Source organism: Catenulispora yoronensis, assembly GCF_039531695.1.
Lineage (GTDB): Bacteria > Actinomycetota > Actinomycetes > Streptomycetales > Catenulisporaceae > Catenulispora > Catenulispora yoronensis.
Genome location: NZ_BAAAQN010000003.1, coordinates 64,452 through 83,021 on the forward strand (window position 1 = coordinate 64,452; position 18,570 = coordinate 83,021).

The following is an 18,570-nucleotide window of genomic DNA, read 5'->3' on the forward strand; positions in this document are numbered from 1 at the left end:
AAGATCGGCGGTGCATGCGACACTCAACACCGTGGTGAACGGTAACCAGCTCGCGGCGTTCCTCCGCGCGCGGCGTGCTCGGCTGGCGCCGACCGACGTCGGGTTGAACGCCGGCATCGGCCTGCGCCGCACGCCGGGTCTGCGGCGTGAGGAACTCGCGTCGGTCGCCGGGGTGAGCGTCGACTACTACATCCGCCTGGAGCAGGGGCGCGAGACCAATCCCAGCAGCGCGGTGCTGGATGCGCTGGCTGCGGCGCTGCGCCTCAACGAGGAGGAGCACGCGCACCTGTACTCGCTTTCGCACCATGTCGCGCAGCGAACGCCGCCGCCATCGCCGCTGCCGTACCGCGCGAGTGCTCGTTCGGTGCGGCCGGGGATCCGGCGGCTGCTGGAGACGGTTCGGCCCAGCCCGGCGTATGTGCTGGGCCGGTACAGCGACATTCTGGCTGCGAACCCCGAGGGGCTCGCTCTGTTCGCGGGGCTGGCGGACTGGCCAGTGCGGCGTCGTAATACCCTGCGGTACTTCTTTTGCCATCCGCAGTCCAGGACCTTGTTCGACGACTGGGAGCGGTGGGCCCGGAGCTCCGTCGCCAGCATGCACAGCCTCGCCGCCGAGGAACCGGACGCGCCGGAGCTGACGGCCTTGGTCGAGGAGTTCCATCGGGAGTGCCCGGAGTTTCCGGAGCTGTGGGCCCGGCACGAGGTGCGGGTCCGGCGCGGCGACGCCAAGCGCTTCCATCACCCGGTGGTGGGGGAGTTGACCCTGGTTACCGAGGTCCTGCGCTTCGGTGACGACGGTCAGCGGATGACCGTGTATCAGGCTGAGGCGGGAAGCGCGGACGAGGCGGCGTTGGGGCGGCTGTCGGCGACGCCGTAAGCATAAGGGCTCTGATGCAAGCCCAGGTCGGTGGGCTGCCACGCGTCCAGCGGTCCGGTCCACACCGTCGTGATGCCGCTTATATATCGAGCGCCGCAGACATCGGTCGGGACGACCAGTTGCGGGCCGGCTGCGTCCAGCGGCCGCGCGTCGATGCTGGTGGCCAACAACACTTGCTGGCCGCTGAATTCGGGATCGATCTCGGCCCAGGACAGCAGCGTGAAGTGACCGTCGGTGCCGGTGATGGTGATCAGGTGCCCCAGCCGGCTCTTGCGATGCGCGCCGTTCAGGTGCGGACCGGCTGTCTGCAACACGTCCCACAGCGTCGGCCCTTCGAAGCTGTGGTGCTGCGGGCCGCTGGAACGGCAGTCGAAGGACACCTGCACACGATGCACGGGCAAAGCCCGCAACTGCTCCACCGTCACCTCATGCGGGTGGTGCAGATGTCCGTGCAAGCGGACCGCGGTGCTGGAGGGGCTCATGAGCAGGGTCCTGGTCCTGGAGAGCATGATCTTGGGCGAGCGCGGCTGTCTGGCTCTGTGACTGTGTGGCTGTGTGGCTGTGCAGCTGTGAAACCGGTACCCGCCGCAGCCCGCCACGAATCGCAGCTACTGGGATGAGGGCTTATCCACCTGGTATCTGCCATCCAAAATCGCGCCAACTCCTAGCAGATGCGACATCCGTAAATCGGCCCGCCGGCTTGGTCACGTTCCCGATCAGTCACCGTGAAGGCGGCGTAACCCTCGGCGTGCCCGCCGTGTGACCGCCCGGAAACCTGCCCTTCCTACGGTTCTGGCTGTGGGAAGCCTCGTGACGCAGACTGCTCGGACAGTGTGCTCGTACTGCGGAGTCGGCTGCGGAATCACGCTGGACATCGTTCGCGACCCGGAAACCGGGCGGCGCCGGGCGGTGAAGGCCTCGGGGGACAAGGCCCATCCGGCGAACTTCGGCCGGCTGTGCACGAAGGGCGCCACCAGCGTTGACATGATGGCGGCCGGCGGCCGGGCCCACAAAGCACTGATAAGGGCCGAGCGCGGGACCGAGCCGGTCGAGACCGACGTGGACGAGGCGGTGGCGGCGGTCGCCGCCAGGTTGCGCGCGATCCTTGACGAGCACGGCCCCGACGCGCTGTCGTTCTACGTCTCCGGCCAGATGTCGCTGGAGGCGCAGTACCTGGCCAACAAACTGGCCAAGGGATTCGTGCGCACCAACCAGATCGAGTCGAACTCCCGCCTCTGCATGGCCTCGGCGGGCTCCGGCTACAAGCTGTCGCTCGGCGCGGACGGCCCTCCCGGTTCGTACCAGGACCTCGACTCGGCGGACGTGTTCTTCGTGATCGGCGCGAACATGGCCGACTGCCACCCGATCCTGTTCCTGCGGATGATGGAGCGGGTCAAGGCCGGCGCCAAGCTGATCGTGGTGGATCCCCGGCGCAACGCCACCGCCGACAAGGCCGACCTGTTCTTGCCGATCAAGCCCGGCACCGATCTGGCGCTGCTCAACGGGCTGCTGCATCTGCTGGTCGCGGAGGGCCACACGGACGCGGAGTTCATCGAGCAGTACACCGACGGATGGGAGCAGATGCCCGCCTTCCTGGCGGATTATCCGCCGGAGACGGTGGCGCGGATCACCGGCCTGCCGGAGGCCGACATCCGCCAGGCGGCGCGGTGGATCGGCGAGGCCGGGGCGTGGACGAGCTGCTGGACGATGGGCCTGAACCAGTCCACCCACGGCACCTGGAACACCAATGCCCTGATCAACCTCCATCTCGCCACCGGCGCGATCTGCCGGCCCGGCGCCGGGCCGCTGTCGCTGACCGGACAGCCCAACGCGATGGGCGGCCGGGAGATGGGCTACATGGGCCCGGGCCTGCCCGGGCAGCGGTCGGTCCTGGTCGACGACGAGCGGGAGTTCATCGAGAATCTGTGGGGTCTGCCCGGCGGAACGCTGCGCACGGAGGTTGGACGCGGCACCGTGGAGATGTTCGGCAAGCTCGCCGACGGCGCCGTCAAGGCCTGCTGGATCATCTGCACCAACCCGGTCGCCTCCGTCGCCAACCGCAAGACGGTCATCGCGGGCCTGGAGGCCGCGGAACTGGTCATCACCCAGGACGTCTTCGCCGACACCGAGACCAACGCCTACGCCGACATCGTGCTGCCCGCCACGCTCTGGGCCGAGTCCGACGGCGTCATGGTCAACTCCGAGCGGAACCTCACCCTGGTCCCCGGCGTGATCGACCCGCCCGGGCAGGCTCTGCCGGACTGGCAGCTCATCGCCCGCGTCGCCAGCGCGATGGGCTTCGCCGACGCGTTCACCTACACCTGCGCCGAAGAGGTCTTCGAGGAGCTGAAGCAGGCCTGGAATCCCAAGACCGGCTGGGACCTGCGCGGCGTGACCTACGAGCGGCTGCGGGCGACGCCGGTGCAGTGGCCGGCCGCGGCCCCCGACGGTCCGGACCGCAATCCCCTGCGGTACCTCAACGACGGCGTCAGCCAGGCCGAGCGGACGCTCGACGACGGGACCAGCCCGCACCTGGTGTTCCCGACCGCCACGGGACGCGCGCAGTTCTTCGCCCGCCCGCACCTGCCCGCCGCCGAGCTGCCCGACGACGATTTCCCCTTCGTCCTCAACACCGGCCGGTTGCAGCACCAGTGGCACACCCTGACCAAGACCGGCAAAGTCGCGAAACTGGCCAAGCTCAACCCCGGGCCGTTCATCGAGGTCCACCCCGAGGACGCCGCCGCGCTCGGCATCGCAGAGGGCGATCATCTGGAGATCGCGTCCCGCCGGGGCCGGGCCGTGCTGCCGGCCGTGGTCACGGACCGGGTGCGGCCGGGCAACTGCTTCGCGCCCTTCCACTGGAACGACCTGTTCGGGGAGTACCTGGCGGTCAACGCCGTGACCAATGACGCCATCGACCCGATCTCCTTCCAGCCGGAATTCAAGGTCTGCGCGGTCGCGCTCACCCCGACCGCCGCGCCGGTTCCGGCCACGGGTTCCGATCGGCGATCGGGGGTGGAGGTGGAGGTGGTCGAGGGTGAGGCGGCGGCAGGGGCTTCGCCGGTTGTGGGTGCTGCCTCGGCGCTGGGTGCTGCCTCGGCGCCGGACCGGTCGCGGTCGACGGCGGGGGCTGGGTCAGTGGGGGCTGGGTCGGTGGCGTCGGCGGCGTCGGCGGCTGGGTCGGCGGCACCCGGGTCGGCGGCAGCGGCAGCGGCGGCGATCTCCATCCTGGCCGACGCCCTCGGCATCCCCGACCTCACGCCGCCCGCGCTGGCCGAACCGGAGCGCCGCTACCTCACCGGCTACCTGGCCGGTCTCACCGCCGCTCCCGTGATCGGGACACCTGTGCTGCCCTCCGCCGCACCGCTGGAACCGGCGAATGCGCTGTGGATCGACGGAATGCTGGCCGGGATGTTCTCCCGCGCCGAACCGGCTCGACCACCGGTGCCGACCGCTGAAGCCGAGCCCGAGGCCGCAGCCCCGTTGCGGCGACTGGTCGTGCTGTGGGCCTCCCAGACCGGCAACGCCGAGGAGTTCACCCACGCGATCGCCGATCGGCTTGCGGAAGCAGGCTTCTTCGTCGAGTTGACTCCGATGGCCGCCGCGGATCCGACCCTCCTCACCGGCGACACCGATCTTCTCCTGGTCACCAGCACCTTCGGCGACGGCGACGCTCCCGACAACGGCGCGGCGTTCTGGCAGGCGCTGACGGCGTTGCAGGCTCCTGCGATGACCGGCGTCCGCTACTCCGTGCTGGCGTTCGGCGACTCCAGCTACGACGACTTCTGCGGCCACGGACGGCGCCTGGACGAGCGGCTCGCCGAGCTCGGTGCCACTCGGTTGCGTCCACGCGCCGACTGCGAGCCCGACTTCGAGGACAACGCGGAGGCCTGGTTCGGCGATGTCCTCAGTGCCCTGGCATCGGCGCCATCGGGCACATCGCCGTCGCCCCCGCCTCCGACCCGGCAGCCCGCCGGACGGTCCACCGCTTCCGCCGGCCCCGCCGCCTTCACCAAGACCTCCCCCTTCTCCACCCTCCTCATCGGCAATCGCCTCCTCAGCCTGCCCGGCTCGGGCAAAGAAGTCCGCCAGTTCGCCTTCGACACCCGGGGCGGGGAACTGGCCTACGAAGCCGGCGACGCCCTCGGCGTGCGACCGGCGAACAACGCGGAACTCGTCACCGAATGGCTCGCCCTCACCGGCCTGGACGCACTGGAGCCGGTCACCATCAGCGACGGCGACACGCTCCCCCTGGCCGAGGCCTTGCGGACCCGCCTGGACATCACCCGCATCACCCCCGACCTGCTCGCCTTCATCACCGAGCGCACCGCCAACCACGACCTGAAACGCCTCCAACGCCCCGGCAACAAGGACGAGCTCGCCAAGTTCAGCTGGGGCCTGCAAGCCGCCGACCTCATCGGCATGTTCCCGATCCGCGCCACCGCCGCCGAATGGGCCGCCGTCCTCAAACGCCTCCAGCCACGCCTGTACTCGATCTCCTCCAGCCCACTGGCCCACCCGGACGAAGTCCGCCTCACCGTCTCAGTAGTCCGCTACACCAACGACCGCGGCCGCAACCGCAAAGGCGTGTGCTCCACCTACCTCGCCGACCACGCCGACGACGGCCCCGTCCAAGTCTTCGTCCAACGCTCACCCCACTTCCGCCCGCCCGCCGACGCCTCCGCACCGGCCATCATGGTCGGCCCGGGCACCGGCGTAGCCCCCTTCATCGGCTTCCTCGAAGACCGCCAAGCCCGCGGCCACACCGGCCCGAACTGGCTGTTCTACGGCGAACAGCACCAAGCCACCGACTTCTACTACCGCGCCGAACTCGAACACCACCTCTCCTCCGGCCACCTGGACCGCCTCGACACCGCCTTCTCCCGCGACCAGCGCGCCAAGATCTACGTCCAGGACCGGATGCGCGAACACGGCGCCCGCCTCTGGACCTGGCTCCAATCCGGCGCACGGTTCTACGTGTGCGGCGACGCTGGCCGCATGGCCAGGGACGTGGACCTGGCACTGCACGAGATCGCCGCGCAGCACGGCGGCATGGACGCCGAAGCGGCCAGCGCTTACGTGAAGCAGCTGGCCGCCGAGAAACGGTACGTGCGGGATGTGTACTAAGGGTGCTGTTACGGAGTCTGCTGCCAGCTCACCCAGGAGGAACCCGGGCTGGTCTGCCAGGACGTCCACTGGGTGCCGCTGCCGTCCAGGACGAACCCCTGCATCGTGCCGTTCGCCGTGACCACGACTGCTGGATCGCCCGCGGGGGTGAACGGCGTGGTGGCGCCGACCGGGACGTAGTTGTTGATCGAGCTTCCCGGCGCGGTTTGGAAGACGGTGCCGATGGTGCCGTTGGTGGCGCGGGCGAACGCGCTGACGGATCCGTCGGGACCGAGGACCGCCTGGGGAGTGCCCGTCCACCCGGTGAGGGTGTTCCCGTTGTTGGTCACCGGCGTCCACTCCCCGAAAGCGCCGTTGGCAGCGGACTGCCAGGTGGTCCAGAGCTGGCCGTCGGTGCCTATGTCGAACAGGGAGAAGGCGCCGTTGACGGCGAGCGCCGCGCTCGGGTCGCCGGCCGGGGTGAACGGCGTGGCGGGCGTGACGGGGACGTAGTTGTTGATCGAACCGCCCGCCGCCGTCTGGAACACAGTGCCGATGGTCCCGTTGGTGGCCCTGGCGAACACGCTGATGGCGCCGTTGGAGCCGAGGACCGCCTGCGGAGCGCCGGTCCAGCCGGTCAGCGGGGATCCGTTGTTGGTCACCGGCGCCCAGGTCGTGAAGGCTCCGCCGACCGAGTTCTGGTAGGCGGTCCAGAGTTGGCCGTCGCTGCCGGTGTCGAACAAGGCGAGGGTGCCGCTGGCGCTCCGCACCGCGCTCAGGTCGCTCACGGGGGTGAACGGGGTGGTCGGAGTGACCGGCTTGTAGTTGTTGATCGAGCCGTTGGGCGCGGTCTGGTAGACGGTGCCGATGGTGCCGTTGTCGGCCCGGGCGAACACGTTGACGGATCCGTCGCCGTCAAGGACCGCTTGGGGAGCCCCGACCCAGCCGGTGAGCGTGTTGCCGTTGTTGGTGACCGGCGTCCAGGGGCCGATGGCCCCGCCGGCCTGGGCCTGCCAAGCGATGTTCAGCGTTCCGTTCTGGATGGTGAAGGTCGACAGCAGCCCGCTGCCGTTGACCACCGTCGGGCCGTGACCGGGCTCGATGACGGTCGTCGTCACGGCCGTGGAGGCCGACGAGGTGCCGTAGGCGTTGCTTGAGTAAGCGGTGACGGCGTGGCCGGACGGGCTGAACCCGGCCGTGTTCCAGGCGAGCGGGAAGGACGGTGCGTTCGTCGACTCGCCGACCGCGAGGCCGTCCACGTAGTAGGCGACCTTGGTCGCGTTGCCGGTGGTGACCGACGCGGTCAGGTTCACGGTCCCGGTGGCGAGCGCGGGAAGCGCGGACACGACCGGGACGCTCGGCACCCCGTACACCGGTTGCCAGCCGGCCCACGACGCCCCGAGGCCGCTCTGCGACGCGATCCATTGGTTGCCGTCGGTGCCGGCCAGGAACGCGGACATCGCGCCGCTGGAAGTCACCACGACGGTCGGGTCGCCGGCCGCGGTCAGCCCCGAAGCCGAGGGCATCGGGCTGTAGTTGTTGATGGAGCCGCCGGGAACGGTCTGGTAGACGGTCCCGATGGTGCCGTTCGTGGCGCGGGTGAACACGCTGATCAGGCCGTTGGGGGCCAGGACCGCCTGCGGGGTGCCGATCCAGCCGGTGAGGGTGTTGCCGTTGTTGGTCACCGGCGTCCACGCGCTGAAGGCGCCGGCCTGGACCCACTGCCAGGCCGTCCAGAGCTGCCCGTCGGTTCCGGTGGTGAAGATCTGGACGGTGCCGCTGGAGGCCACGACCGCGGTCGGATCGCCGGCGGCCACGAAGCCGGTGCCGGAACCGACCGGGGCGTAGTTGTTGATGGAACCGCCCGGGACGGTCTGGTAGACGCTGCCGATGGTGCCGTTCGTGGCGCGGGTGAACACGCTGATCAGGCCGTTGGGGGCCAGAACCGCCTGCGGGGTGCCGACCCAGCCGGTGAGGGTGTTGCCGTTGTTGGTCACCGGGATCCACGCGCCGAACGCGCCGGCCTGGACCCCCTGCCAGGTGGTCCACAACTTGCCGTCGGTGCCGACGTCGAACAGCGAGTACGCGCCGTTCGGCGACAGCACGACCGCCGGATCCCCGGCCGGGGTGAACGGCGTGCTGGTGCCGATCGGGCTGAAGGTGTTGATCGAGCCGCCGGGGACGGTCTGGTAGACGGCGCCGATGGTGCCGTTCGAGGCCCGGGCGAACACGCTGATCAGGCCGTTGGTTCCCACGACGGCCTGCGGAACGCCGACCCAGCCGGTCAGCGAGTTGCCGTTGTTCGTCACCGGGGTCCACGGGCCGAACGCGCTGCCCTGGGCGAACTGCCACGAGGTCAGCAGGCGGCCGCCCTGGATCGCGAACGTCGACACGGCCCCGCCGGGGGACACCACCGACGGCCCGTGCACCGGGACCACCACCCGCGTCGACACGGCCGCCGACAGCTTCGAATTGCCGCTGACGTTGGTCGCGAACGCTGTGATGACGTGCGCGGCGGGAGCCGCCTGGGTGGCGTTCCAGGTGAAGGCGAAGTTCGGCGCGGCCGTCGAGGTGCCGACCACGGTGCCGTCCACCTGGTAGGTGACGGACGTGGCATTGCCGCCCAGCACAGAGGCCGCCAGGGTCACCGATCCGGCGATGACGCCGACCGGGACGCTGATGACCGGAGCCTGCGGAACGGGATTGTTGAAGATGGTGACGGCGATCTGCCGGGACAGGCCGGTCGGATGTCCGGCGAGCGGCGCGGTCGCGTAGATCTGGTAGCTGCCGTTGGGCAGACCGAGGGTGTTGAGCTGGTAGCTGTAGGGCGTGCCGTGGACCGCGGTCGCCGTGGTGTCGTGGCCGGTGGCCTTGTTGACGATGTGGAACACGATGTTGTCGACCGACACGCTGGGAGTCGCCGTCAACGTGACGGAGTTGGAGAGCTGCTGGTTGTCGGCGATGCCGCCGAGGGTCACGCCGGGGGTGGCCGGCGGCGGGCCGGAGGCGCCGGACTGGAGCGGGTCGTGGAGCCAGTTGACGTCGGTGCCGCCGTCTCCGCTGACGCCGGACACCTTCCAGTGCTTGACCTGCATAGTGCCCACGCCGGTGTCGTCCCAGTTGTTCTGGAGGACGGTGACCGTGCCGTTGCCGGAGGAGTCGACGTTGCTGCCGATCACGAGGGCCGTGTGACCCGAGGTGGATGCGTGGTTCATGCTGACCACGTCACCGGCGACGGGGACCACTCCGGGGGTGGCGGTGTTCTGGACCTTCACCATCCGAGTGCCCGGGTATTTGTCGACGACGGTGTTTCCCATGGCGCCGTAGGCGCCCTTGGTGTACCCGGCAAGGTACAGGTAGCGCTGGGAAAGCTCGACGCACTCCCATTCGTACTCACCGAATCCGCCGATGCTGACCAGCGGCTCCGCTCGGCCGTTCCGGTCGCGCCGGGTCGGGCCGCAGGCGACCACGCCGCGGAAGCTCGGAACGACGCCCCTGGTATTGAGAGCGAAGTTCTGAATGCCTCCGGAATTGCGTCCTTGGTCGCAGGTGCCCGGCCCGGTCCACCACTTGGGGGTCGGCAGAGGAGGCAGGCTCGAGGTCTCTCCGATGGCTGCCGCTCCGGCGCTCAGTGAGGCGGAAGCCTTTGTCTGGGTGCTGGCCGCCTTCGCGGCCGCCTCCGCACCGTCGCTGAGCGCGGCGGCCGATATCTCCGCATAGGTCTGGTTCGGCGACGTCACCGTGCCGACCGTCGTGGGGAGGCCGGGGTCGGGGGAGGACACCACGAGATCGTTCGCGAAGGTGGCGGTGTTCGCCGTGTGGTCTTCCATGTCCTTGACGATCCACAGCCGGCCGCCGGCCTCCACGACCCACTGGACCATGTCCACCTGGCGCGGCGTCACGCCGTCGGCGGGGATCGTCGGCTGGACGAGATTGCCGGTGACCTGCTGGCCGAACAGCGTCGCGACCGGTCCGGTCGCGGTGGGGGCGCCTTGGCTGCTCCAGTCGGCGGTCAGCGTCTGCTGCCAGGACGCGGCCAGGCCGGTCCCGGCGGTGCCGAGCTCCGGATCCTCGTCCGAGTCGCCGTATCCGAACGGCACACCGGTGATGGAGAACTTCGCGAACGTCGGCGAGTCGACGGTCGCGTCCGCGCCCTGGAGCGGATCGCCCGGCTGGGAGGCGTTGAAGGTGGCGGCCGGGAAGTCCTTCGTGACCACGGTGAGCTGGATGTTGTCCACCGTGGTCTGCTGCGGGGTCGGAGCCGTGTCGGCGCTGGCCGGGCTTGCGATCCCGGCGCCGATGGGGCTCACCAAGCCGCCGAGCAGGACGATGCCGACGGTGTGGGCGAGCAGTCGTTTGGTCCCGTTTCGCCAAGTGGGCAAGGGCATGCGTGTGCTCCTCAAAGTGCGCCTGCCCGTCGGGTAGGCGCACAGTGGTTGATCTGTATTGGTCAAAGCCTGGTAATCGCTAGGCGAGCATGCCAGTCAGCGCCGCCGTCAGTATCTGCTGGACCCCGTTCGTCGAGGTGCCCGGCGGCCTGCCCTGGAAGTGGCCGATCCATCCGTAGAACTCCATCGCGCCGCCGCCGATCGCCGGGAAGTCCGCGGTCCAGCCGCACGCGTAGTGCTGGGCGCCCCCGGAGTTGAGCAGCGTGTCGGACGGTATGTAGGCGGGGACCTCGTTGGCGTAGCCGGCGATCCAGATGTCGTTGGAGCGGTTCGGATACAGGCTGCGGAAGATCTCGCCGTAGTCGGAGACGAGTTCGCCGCCGGTCAGCGCGAGGCGCAGCGGTGTGCCGCCGCTCAGCTTCCAGACCTGGAGCGGCAGGGGGATCGCTGTGGCGTAGTCGGCCGCTTGGATCTGCGCGAGCATCGCGGTGGCATGGCGCTTGTCCCAAGCCACGTCGTTCAGGCGGCTGGTGAAATCCGCGGTCATGGTGCTCGCGGTGGGTATGGACAGGGGCAGGCTGACTTCCTGGTAGTCCGTCAGGATGGGGCCCGCGATGCTCCGCCCCGGTGTGGCGACAGCGTTGGCGACCGTCTGCCCCAGGGACTGGCCGAGGCTCTGGCACAGGGCCGTGCCGCGGGTCAGGTTCTGCGACGGGTCCTGATCGCCGGCCGGGCCGAGAAGGAATTGGGCGAACGCGCCGGTCGAGCTCTCGATCGTGGCCGTCGCCACTCCGGGATAGTCCGGATTGAACGTCGGGTTGGCCGGCGACCCCAAGGAGACCGGGTGGCAGCCGTAGCCGTACAACACGGCCAACGGCGCGCCGGCCAGGCTTCGCGCGACCAGGATGGGAACGTCCCGTTCGTTGTAGGTCAGGCCTTCACGATTCGCTGCGAAGGTGGCCGTTCCCACCTTGTAGTCGAGCGTGCAAGGGGTGCGGACCGCGCCGAGAGTGTCGCTGACCAGTTGCACGACGGCGTCCTCGAAGGCCTCGCGGGCGTCCTGGACGGCCCACGCCTGCGGTGACGAGTCCGCGATGCCGTAGGCGATCAGGGGATTGAGGTCCCCGTTCAGCACCGGGCCGGAATGCGTGTGCGTCGCGGTCAGGACGAAATCGGACCCGGCGATGCCGAGCGCTGACACCCGTGCGCGGATGTCCTGGTTCACGGCGCGCGGGATCACCAGGGTGTCGGCGGTCACGATGACGTTCGGGAAGCCGTTGTCCCAGAGGATCGTGCAGCGCGCGTACAACGGCGCGCTGACGCCCGTGGACAGCCGATCGGTCGGAAGGAACTCGTAGTAGCCGGCCATCGGTGTTCCGGCCGGCGGTGTGATGTCGACCTTGTTGACCGACACGGCCATCGTCGGCGTCGCCGCTGCCGCGGTACGGCCAAGGGCGAGTGGCGACAGCGTGGTCGCGGCGGCGAGGGTCGCGGTCCGTGTGAGAAAGGCTCGGCGTGAGGTGGGCAAGGTGCGTCTCCCCGTCCCGGAACAGCGGTTGATCGTCGCGTCGAGACTAGCGTCCGGTTTCGCGGAGTGCATCAGTATTCTTAATCACTAACCAAAACCCTTGCGGGCCGCCCCACCTGGGACGGCCCGCAAGCCCCTACATCAGATCCTTCAAATTCTCGCTACCTCACCACCCTCACGGGTAGCTAGTAACGTTCACCGGCGTCGTGTTCGAAGGCGTCGCCCCGCCGATCCCGTTGATGACGTGGCTGATCACGCCCACACCACCCAAGGACACGGTGAGCAGGTCGTGGAGCTGCACCCCCGCCGTGTTCGGCGCCTCGAAGGCGTGGTCGTTGACCACCGCCGGGTTGACGTTGAAGTAGCAGTAGCTGCCCAGGCCGTAGGCCTGGTGCGAGGTGACGTTCGGGGCCACCACGTACGCGGCGTAGCCGTTCGACGATCCGTTCATCCATGCCGCCTGGTTCGGCGGGTCGTACGGGTTCTCGTTCTGGAGGAAGATCGTCTCACCGCCCTGGCCGTTCCACTGCACCTCGTTCTTCTGGTAGTGCTCGATGAACAGGCCGGTCGCCAGCACGTTGTTGCCGTTCACGGTCAGGCCGTGGTCGGCGGTGTTGGTGGTCCAGCCGACGGTGCCGCCGTTGCCGTGGTCGGCGCGCCAGGCCCAGATGTCGTTCAGCATCGTGTTGTTGGCGTTGACCACCAGGCTGTTGGTGGCCTTGCCGGCGATGTCGCCGCCGATCCGGAAGAAGGCGTCCTGCACCGAGATCGGGTTGGCCGCGTGGTTCGCGGTCGAGCCCTGCGTCCCCACGGTCAGCAGCGCCGTGGAGTTGGTGGTCCCGGCGTCGAACAGCACGCCCTTGACCCGCACGCCGTCCACGTCGGCCACGTGCATGGTGTCCACGCCGCCGGTCGGGATCAGCGTCGGGAAGCCGACGCCGAGCACGACGGTGTTCGGGTTGCTGACGTTCAGCGTCTGGTCGATGTTGTAGACGCCGGGCGTCAGGAACAGGTTGCAGCCCTGCGCCAGCGCCGCGTTCATCTGCGCCGCGGTGTTGGACGGGGTCGCGACGAAGAACTGGCTCATCGGCAGCGAGGTGCCCGGGGTGTTGCCGCCGGCCCAGCTGGCGCCCGAGGAGTTGGTCCGCAGCGACGGCACGAACACGTGGTAGGCGCCGCCGCCGTCGACGTACAGGTACGGCACGTCACGCGAGGTCGGCGTGGTGGCCAGGGTGGTCATCGGCGGCGTGGGGAAGCTCTGCGCGGGCGCCCCGGTCACGCCGGAGAACACCATGTTCCACACCGAGCCGCTCCAGCTCCCGAAGTTGCTGTCCTGGGAGTACCACTGCTGCTGCGACACGCTGGAGGCCTGGCCGCTGACCTTGGAGTCGGCGATGTAGCCGCCGCTGGCGTAGCCGTAGCTGGCCGGGAACAGCTGGAGTCCGCCGTGGATGTCCATCCGGCGGAACGGCCCGGCCTGGGCGACGGCCCAGCGGGTGTTGCCGGCCGAGGGGTTGACGGCCATGTTCTCCGCCGAGCGCCAGAAGTTCTGCGTGGCGTTGCCGGTGCCGTCGAAGGCGTCCACGGTGACGTCGCCGTTGATCGTGACGTCGTCAGGGTTCTGACCGAGGCCGGCGATCGAGGTGTAGTAGCCGATGTTCGCGGTGTTGCTGTAGGTGCCCGGCTTGAACAGCAGCGCGTAGCGCTGATTGCCGAACTGGTTCAGCTTCTGGGTGTTGAACGCCGCGTCGAGCGTCGACTGGATGCTCGCCGAGGACATGCTCGGGTCGAAGATGTACATGTTCGGCCCGAAGTTCGGCGTGTTCGGCTGGTTGGTGCAGCCGGTCGCGATGCCGTTGACGGTCCAGGTGAACGAGGTGCTGCCGGACGCCCCCGTGCCGTCGGTCGCGGTCACCGAGGAGTTGAAGGTGCCGGCCGCGCTCGGCGTGCCGGAGATCAGCCCGGTGGCGCCGTTGATCGACAGGCCGGTCGGCAGGCCGCTCGCGGTGTAGGTCAGGGTCTGGCCGGACGCCGAGTCCGAGGCCTGGATCTGCAGGCTGGTCGCGGTGCCCGCGGTCGCGGTCCGGTTGCCCGGGTTGGTGACGGTGACCGTGTTGCCGCCGACGGAGCCGGTGTAGACGCCGAACTCCCAGATCGAGTATCCGTAGCCGGTGCCGCGCGCCGTGCCGTACATCCGGATGTAGCGGCCGCTGCCGGAGACGTTGAGCGTCTGGATCCCGCCGGTCCCGGTGGTGGTGGAGTAGATCGAGTTCCAGGTGGCGTTGTCGGCCGAGGTCTGGATCTGGAACGCCGAGGCGTAGGCGGCCTCCCAGTTGATCACGACCTGGCAGATCGACTGCGTGCTGCCCAGGTCGACGTCCAGCCACTGCGGGTCGGAGAACGCCGAGGACCAGCGGGTCCCGGTGTTGCCGTCGGTGGCGTTGGCGGCAGGGGTGCCCGCGTTCTCCGTCGAGGAGGCGGTCGTGGTCTTGCCCTGCGCGGCGTTCGTGGTCCCGCAGCCGCCGGTGGTGCCGGTGGTCCCGTAGACCTGGAACTCCCACAGCGAGTAGCCGTACTGCGTGGCCCGGGCGGTGCCGTACATCCGGACGTAGCGGCCGGTGCCGCTGACGGTCAGCGTCTGGGTGCCGCCGGTGCCGGTGGTGGTGGAGTAGATCGAGTTCCACGTCGCGTTGTCGGTGGAGGTCTGGATCTGGAACGCCGTGCCGTAGGCGGTCTCCCAGTTCAGCACGACCTTGTCGATGCTCGCCGAGGCGCCGAGGTCGACCTCCAGCCACTGCGGGTCGGAGAACGCCGAGGACCAGCGGGTCCCGGTGTTGCCGTCGGTCGCGTTGGCGGCCGGGGTGCCCGCGTTCTCCGTCGAGGAGGCGGTCGTGGTCTTCCCCTGCGAGAGCAGCGAGTCGGCGGCGTGCGCGGGGGAGGTGGCGCTGACGAGCGTGTACAGGGACATGCACAGTGCGAGGGCAAGGACGAGTGCGGCTCGCCCCTGACGGATCAGGGGTCTCCGAACCAGCGTTCCACCGGGGGAGGGTGGCTTCATTGCGTCTCCAGATCAGGTCTCGTCGAGGATGGATCCAAGGAGAGCGCTCTCCCAATGGGGGATCGTTGCGCCGATGTTTCCGAGGTGTCAAGGGATTCTTGTTCCGGAACCAAACAGGTTTCTGATAGGGCGCCGCGACCGGCGGCGGGGCCGACCGGTCGCGATCGGGCGTACGTTTCGTGAGATAGGCGATTGACAACCCGGCAACCTGGTCGTAGACATCACATAGTTCGAGAGCGCTCTCCCTTCCGACGGGGACCACCACCGTTGAAGGGAAAATCATGATCGACATTCCGCGCCCCGGAAGCGGCGCAGCCCGGAGAGCGGGCCCGCCCAGAGTCCGCTCGCTCCTGGCCTCGGCGCTGCTGATCGCCGGCAGCCTGATCGGGGCCGCGACCGCGACCGTCGTCTCGGCGCCGCTGGCGCGGGCGGACACCGCTCCGCCGCCGCCGGCCGGCTGGACGACGGTCTTCTCCGACGACTTCTCCGGCCCGGCCGGGTCCGCGCCGGCGTCGGCGAACTGGTTCTACGACATCGGCACCGGCTACGGGACCGGTGAGAAGGAGCAGACCACCAACTCGACCAACAACGTCTATCTCGACGGCAACGGCCACCTGGTCCTGAAGGCCATCCAGAACGGCGGCACCTGGACCTCCGGCCGGATCGAGAGCACCCGGGACGACTTCCAGGCGCCGCCCGGCGGCCAGATGGAGATGACCGCCTCCATCCAGCAGCCGAACCCTGGCAGCGGCCTCGGCTACTGGCCGGCGTTCTGGGCCCTGGGCTCGCCGATGCGGGTCGGCGGCGGCTGGCCCGGCTCCGGCGAGATCGACATGATGGAGGACGTCAACGGCCTGAATCAGGCCTCGCAGACCCTGCACGACTCGGCCGGCAGCAGCGGCCACGGGCTGATCAACTGCCCGGCGGCCGGCTCCGGCTGCCAGACCGGCTACCACACCTACTCGGTGCTGGTGAACCGGGTGAACACCAACGCCGAGTTCCTGCAGTTCATCATGGACGGCACGGTCGAGAGCACGATCACCGAGGCCTCGGTCGGGACGGCCGCCTGGCAGGCGGCGATCGACCACGGGTTCTTCATCATCTGGGACCTGGCCATGGGCGGCAACTACCCGGACGGGGTCTCCGGGGTCACGACGCCGACCTCGGCGACGACCTCCGGGGCGTCCTTGAGCGCGGCCTACGTGGCCGTGTACGAGCAGGGCGGCAACTCCACGCCGACCGGGACGCCGACCGCGACCGGGACGGTCGGCGGGCTCAACGGGCTGTGCCTGGGGAATCAGAACTCGCTGAACGTCGCCAGCAACCCGATCGGCGTGAGCGGCTGCAACGGTTCCGCCGGGCAGCAGTGGTCGCCGTACACCGACGGCACGCTGCGGACCCAGGGCGGGTGCCTGGACGTCGTGAGCGCCGGGACCACCAGCGGTACGAACGTCGACTGGTATCCGTGCAACGCCAGCAACGCGCAGAACTGGACCCACCAGGCGAACGGCACGGAGGTCAACCCGAACTCCGGGCTCTGCCTCACGGTCCCCGGGAACAACACCGGGGCGCGGCTGGACATCGAGACCTGTACCGGGGCCGCGAACCAGCAATGGACCTTGCCGACCGGAACCGGTAGCCACACCGTGACGGTGACCAACCCCGGCAATCAGAGCTCGACGGTCGGCACGGCCGCGAGCCTCCAGATCCACGCCAGCGACTCGGCGTCCGGGCAGACGCTCACTTACAGCGCGACCGGCCTGCCCGCCGGATTGTCGATCAACGCCTCGACCGGGTTGATCTCGGGGACGCCGACGACGGCCGGCACCTCGAACGTCACGGTGACGGCGAAGGACGGCGGCGGGGTCTCCGGATCGGCGTCGTTCAGCTGGACGGTGGGCACCGGAGGCACATGCGGGACCACCAACCTCGCCGCGGGCAAGCCCACGACGGCGTCCTCGCAGGAGAACATCGCGTTCCCGGCGGTCAACGCGACCGACAGCAACCTGGGGACGCGCTGGTCCTCGGCGTTCTCCGACCCGCAGTGGCTGGCGGTCGACCTCGGCAGCACGCATTCGATCTGCCAGGTGGTGCTGAACTGGGAGACCGCGTATGGCAAGGCGTTCCAGATCCAGACCTCGACGGACAACGTCAACTGGACGCCGATCTACTCGACCACGACCGGTACCGGTGGGAACCAGACGCTGACCGTCAGCGGCACCGGCCGGTACATCCGGATGTACGGGACGACCCGGGCCACGCAGTGGGGCTACTCGCTGTGGGAGTTCCAGGTCTTCGGGAGCTGATCGAGCGACGCCTGGCCGGTCGAGATCCGAGTCCTGATTCCGGCCGGCCCAGGAGAGCGCTCTCCGAGAGCCATCCGCGCCCCTGCTGAGCGCGACCGACCGCGACCGACCGCGACTGGTGACAGTGAGCTGACTCGCTGCCACCAGCCGCGGTCTTCGCTTTCCGCATACGCTGGGGGAGCGCTCTCCCGCCATGCTATAAACAAGGGATGATCGAGCAGCCCGCCCCGCGTTCGCCCACGCTCGAAGACGTGGCGCGGGTCGCCGGCGTGTCGCGATCCACGGTGTCCCGGGTGATCAACGGCGTCCGGAACGTCGACCGGGAGCTTCAGGAGACGGTGCGCTCCGCGGTCGCGGAGACCGGCTACGTGCCGAACCAGGCGGCCCGGTCGCTGGTGACGAAGCGCACGGGCTCGGTCGCCCTGGTGGTGTCGGAGGCCGAGCACCGGACCTTCGACGATCCCTTCCTGGGCCGGGTGTTCACCGACCCGTTCTTCGGCCGGCTGGTCAGCGGCATCTTCGGCGAGCTGCGACCGCGGCGCGTCAACCTGATGCTGATGCTCACCGAGACCGACGAGGCCCGCAACCAGCTCGTCGACTACCTCCGCCAGGGGCATGTCGACGGCGTCATGATCATCTCCACGCATGCCGATGATCCGCTGCCCCGGCTCCTCACCGAGTCGGGGCTGCCCGCCGTGCTCTCCCGGCGGCCGAGCAGACCGATGCCGATCAGCTACGTCGACGCCGATCAGCAGGCGGGCGCGGCGCTGGCGGCCGAGTGCTTGGCGGCGCGCGGCTGCAAGCGGGTCGCGACGATCTCCGGCCCGATGGACATGCCGGCCTCGCGCGAGCGCTTGGACGGGTTCCGCGAGGCGATGGCGCGGCACGGGCACGCGTTCATACCCTCGGCGGAGGGGAACTTCACGCAGGAGAGCGGCGAGCGCGCGGTCGCGGAACTGCTGGCCCAGTATCCGGATATCGACGGGCTGTTCGCCGCGAACGACCTGATGGCGCAAGGGGCGTTGCTGGCGCTGCACGATCGGGGCATCGCGGTGCCGGGGCGGGTGGCGGTGGTGGGCTTCGACGACAGCAGCGCCGCGAAGGCCTGCCGGCCGCCGCTGACCACGGTGCATCAGCCGATCGAGGACATGGCCGCCGAGATGGCGCGGCTGTTGTTGGCGCACATCGAGGACCGGCAGCTGCGGGCGACGGCGCGGATCTTCGAGCCCACGCTGGTGGTGCGCGGGTCGGCCTGAGAAGGCCGGAGCCTGAAGCCCTTTCGGACGACTTCCGGTCGCGGTGTCGGC

The 18,570-nt window shown here is 69.3% G+C and carries 8 protein-coding genes; 4 read left to right on the forward strand and 4 right to left on the reverse strand.

What is annotated here, in order from left to right; genetic code table 11:
- Positions 1–31 precede the first annotated feature (31 nt).
- The gene (locus ABD481_RS03240) at positions 32–877 is read left to right on the forward strand and encodes a helix-turn-helix domain-containing protein (RefSeq protein WP_344663971.1); all 846 of its coding nucleotides are present in this window, start codon (positions 32–34) and stop codon (positions 875–877) included.
- On the opposite strand, the gene ABD481_RS03245 is transcribed toward ABD481_RS03240, so the two are convergent.
- On the reverse strand, positions 817–1,359 hold the full coding sequence (locus ABD481_RS03245; RefSeq protein WP_344663972.1) for a hypothetical protein: 543 nt from the start codon (positions 1,357–1,359) through the stop codon (positions 817–819). The genes ABD481_RS03240 and ABD481_RS03245 overlap by 61 nt on opposite strands.
- Positions 1,360–1,669: 310 nt before the next feature.
- On the opposite strand from ABD481_RS03245, the gene ABD481_RS03250 reads away from it, so the two are divergent.
- Positions 1,670–6,004: a bifunctional nitrate reductase/sulfite reductase flavoprotein subunit alpha gene (locus ABD481_RS03250; RefSeq protein ID WP_425559107.1), complete on the forward strand. Its 4,335-nt coding sequence runs from the start codon at positions 1,670–1,672 to the stop codon at positions 6,002–6,004.
- Positions 6,005–6,012: 8 nt separating this feature from the next.
- Here the strand turns inward: ABD481_RS03250 and ABD481_RS03255 are convergent, their stop codons facing one another.
- The 3 genes from ABD481_RS03255 to ABD481_RS03265 all read right to left on the reverse strand — a co-directional run bounded on the left by ABD481_RS03255 (position 6,013) and on the right by ABD481_RS03265 (position 14,867).
- Positions 6,013–10,371 carry a DUF8189 domain-containing protein gene (locus ABD481_RS03255; RefSeq protein WP_344663974.1) on the reverse strand — a complete coding sequence of 1,453 codons (4,359 nt, stop codon included), beginning with the start codon at positions 10,369–10,371 and terminating at the stop codon, positions 6,013–6,015.
- A gap of 79 nt (positions 10,372–10,450) precedes the next feature.
- Positions 10,451–11,899, reverse strand: a complete 1,449-nt coding sequence (locus ABD481_RS03260; protein ID WP_344663975.1) for a hypothetical protein — start codon at positions 11,897–11,899, stop codon at positions 10,451–10,453.
- A gap of 175 nt (positions 11,900–12,074) precedes the next feature.
- Complete coding sequence (locus ABD481_RS03265; RefSeq protein WP_344663976.1) at positions 12,075–14,867, reverse strand: discoidin domain-containing protein; 2,793 nt, start codon at positions 14,865–14,867, stop codon at positions 12,075–12,077.
- 371 nt (positions 14,868–15,238) lie between these two features.
- Between ABD481_RS03265 and ABD481_RS03270 the strand changes: the two genes are divergently transcribed.
- The gene (locus ABD481_RS03270) at positions 15,239–17,263 is read left to right on the forward strand and encodes a ricin-type beta-trefoil lectin domain protein (protein ID WP_344663977.1); all 2,025 of its coding nucleotides are present in this window, start codon (positions 15,239–15,241) and stop codon (positions 17,261–17,263) included.
- Between the two features lie 209 nt (positions 17,264–17,472).
- Positions 17,473–18,519, forward strand: a complete 1,047-nt coding sequence (locus tag ABD481_RS03275; protein ID WP_344663978.1) for a LacI family DNA-binding transcriptional regulator — start codon at positions 17,473–17,475, stop codon at positions 18,517–18,519.
- The last annotated feature ends 51 nt before the right edge of the window (positions 18,520–18,570 follow it).

Excerpts from the sequence above, each read along its gene's own strand:
- ABD481_RS03245 (WP_344663972.1), bottom strand. The coding sequence starts at position 1,359 with ATGAGCCCCTCCAGCACCGCGGTCCGCTTGCACGGACATCTGCACCAC.
- ABD481_RS03255 (WP_344663974.1), bottom strand. The coding sequence starts at position 10,371 with ATGCCCTTGCCCACTTGGCGAAACGGGACCAAACGACTGCTCGCCCAC.
- ABD481_RS03265 (WP_344663976.1), bottom strand. The coding sequence starts at position 14,867 with ATGTCCCTGTACACGCTCGTCAGCGCCACCTCCCCCGCGCACGCCGCC.
- ABD481_RS03270 (WP_344663977.1), top strand. The coding sequence starts at position 15,239 with ATGATCGACATTCCGCGCCCCGGAAGCGGCGCAGCCCGGAGAGCGGGC.
- ABD481_RS03275 (WP_344663978.1), top strand. The coding sequence starts at position 17,473 with ATGATCGAGCAGCCCGCCCCGCGTTCGCCCACGCTCGAAGACGTGGCG.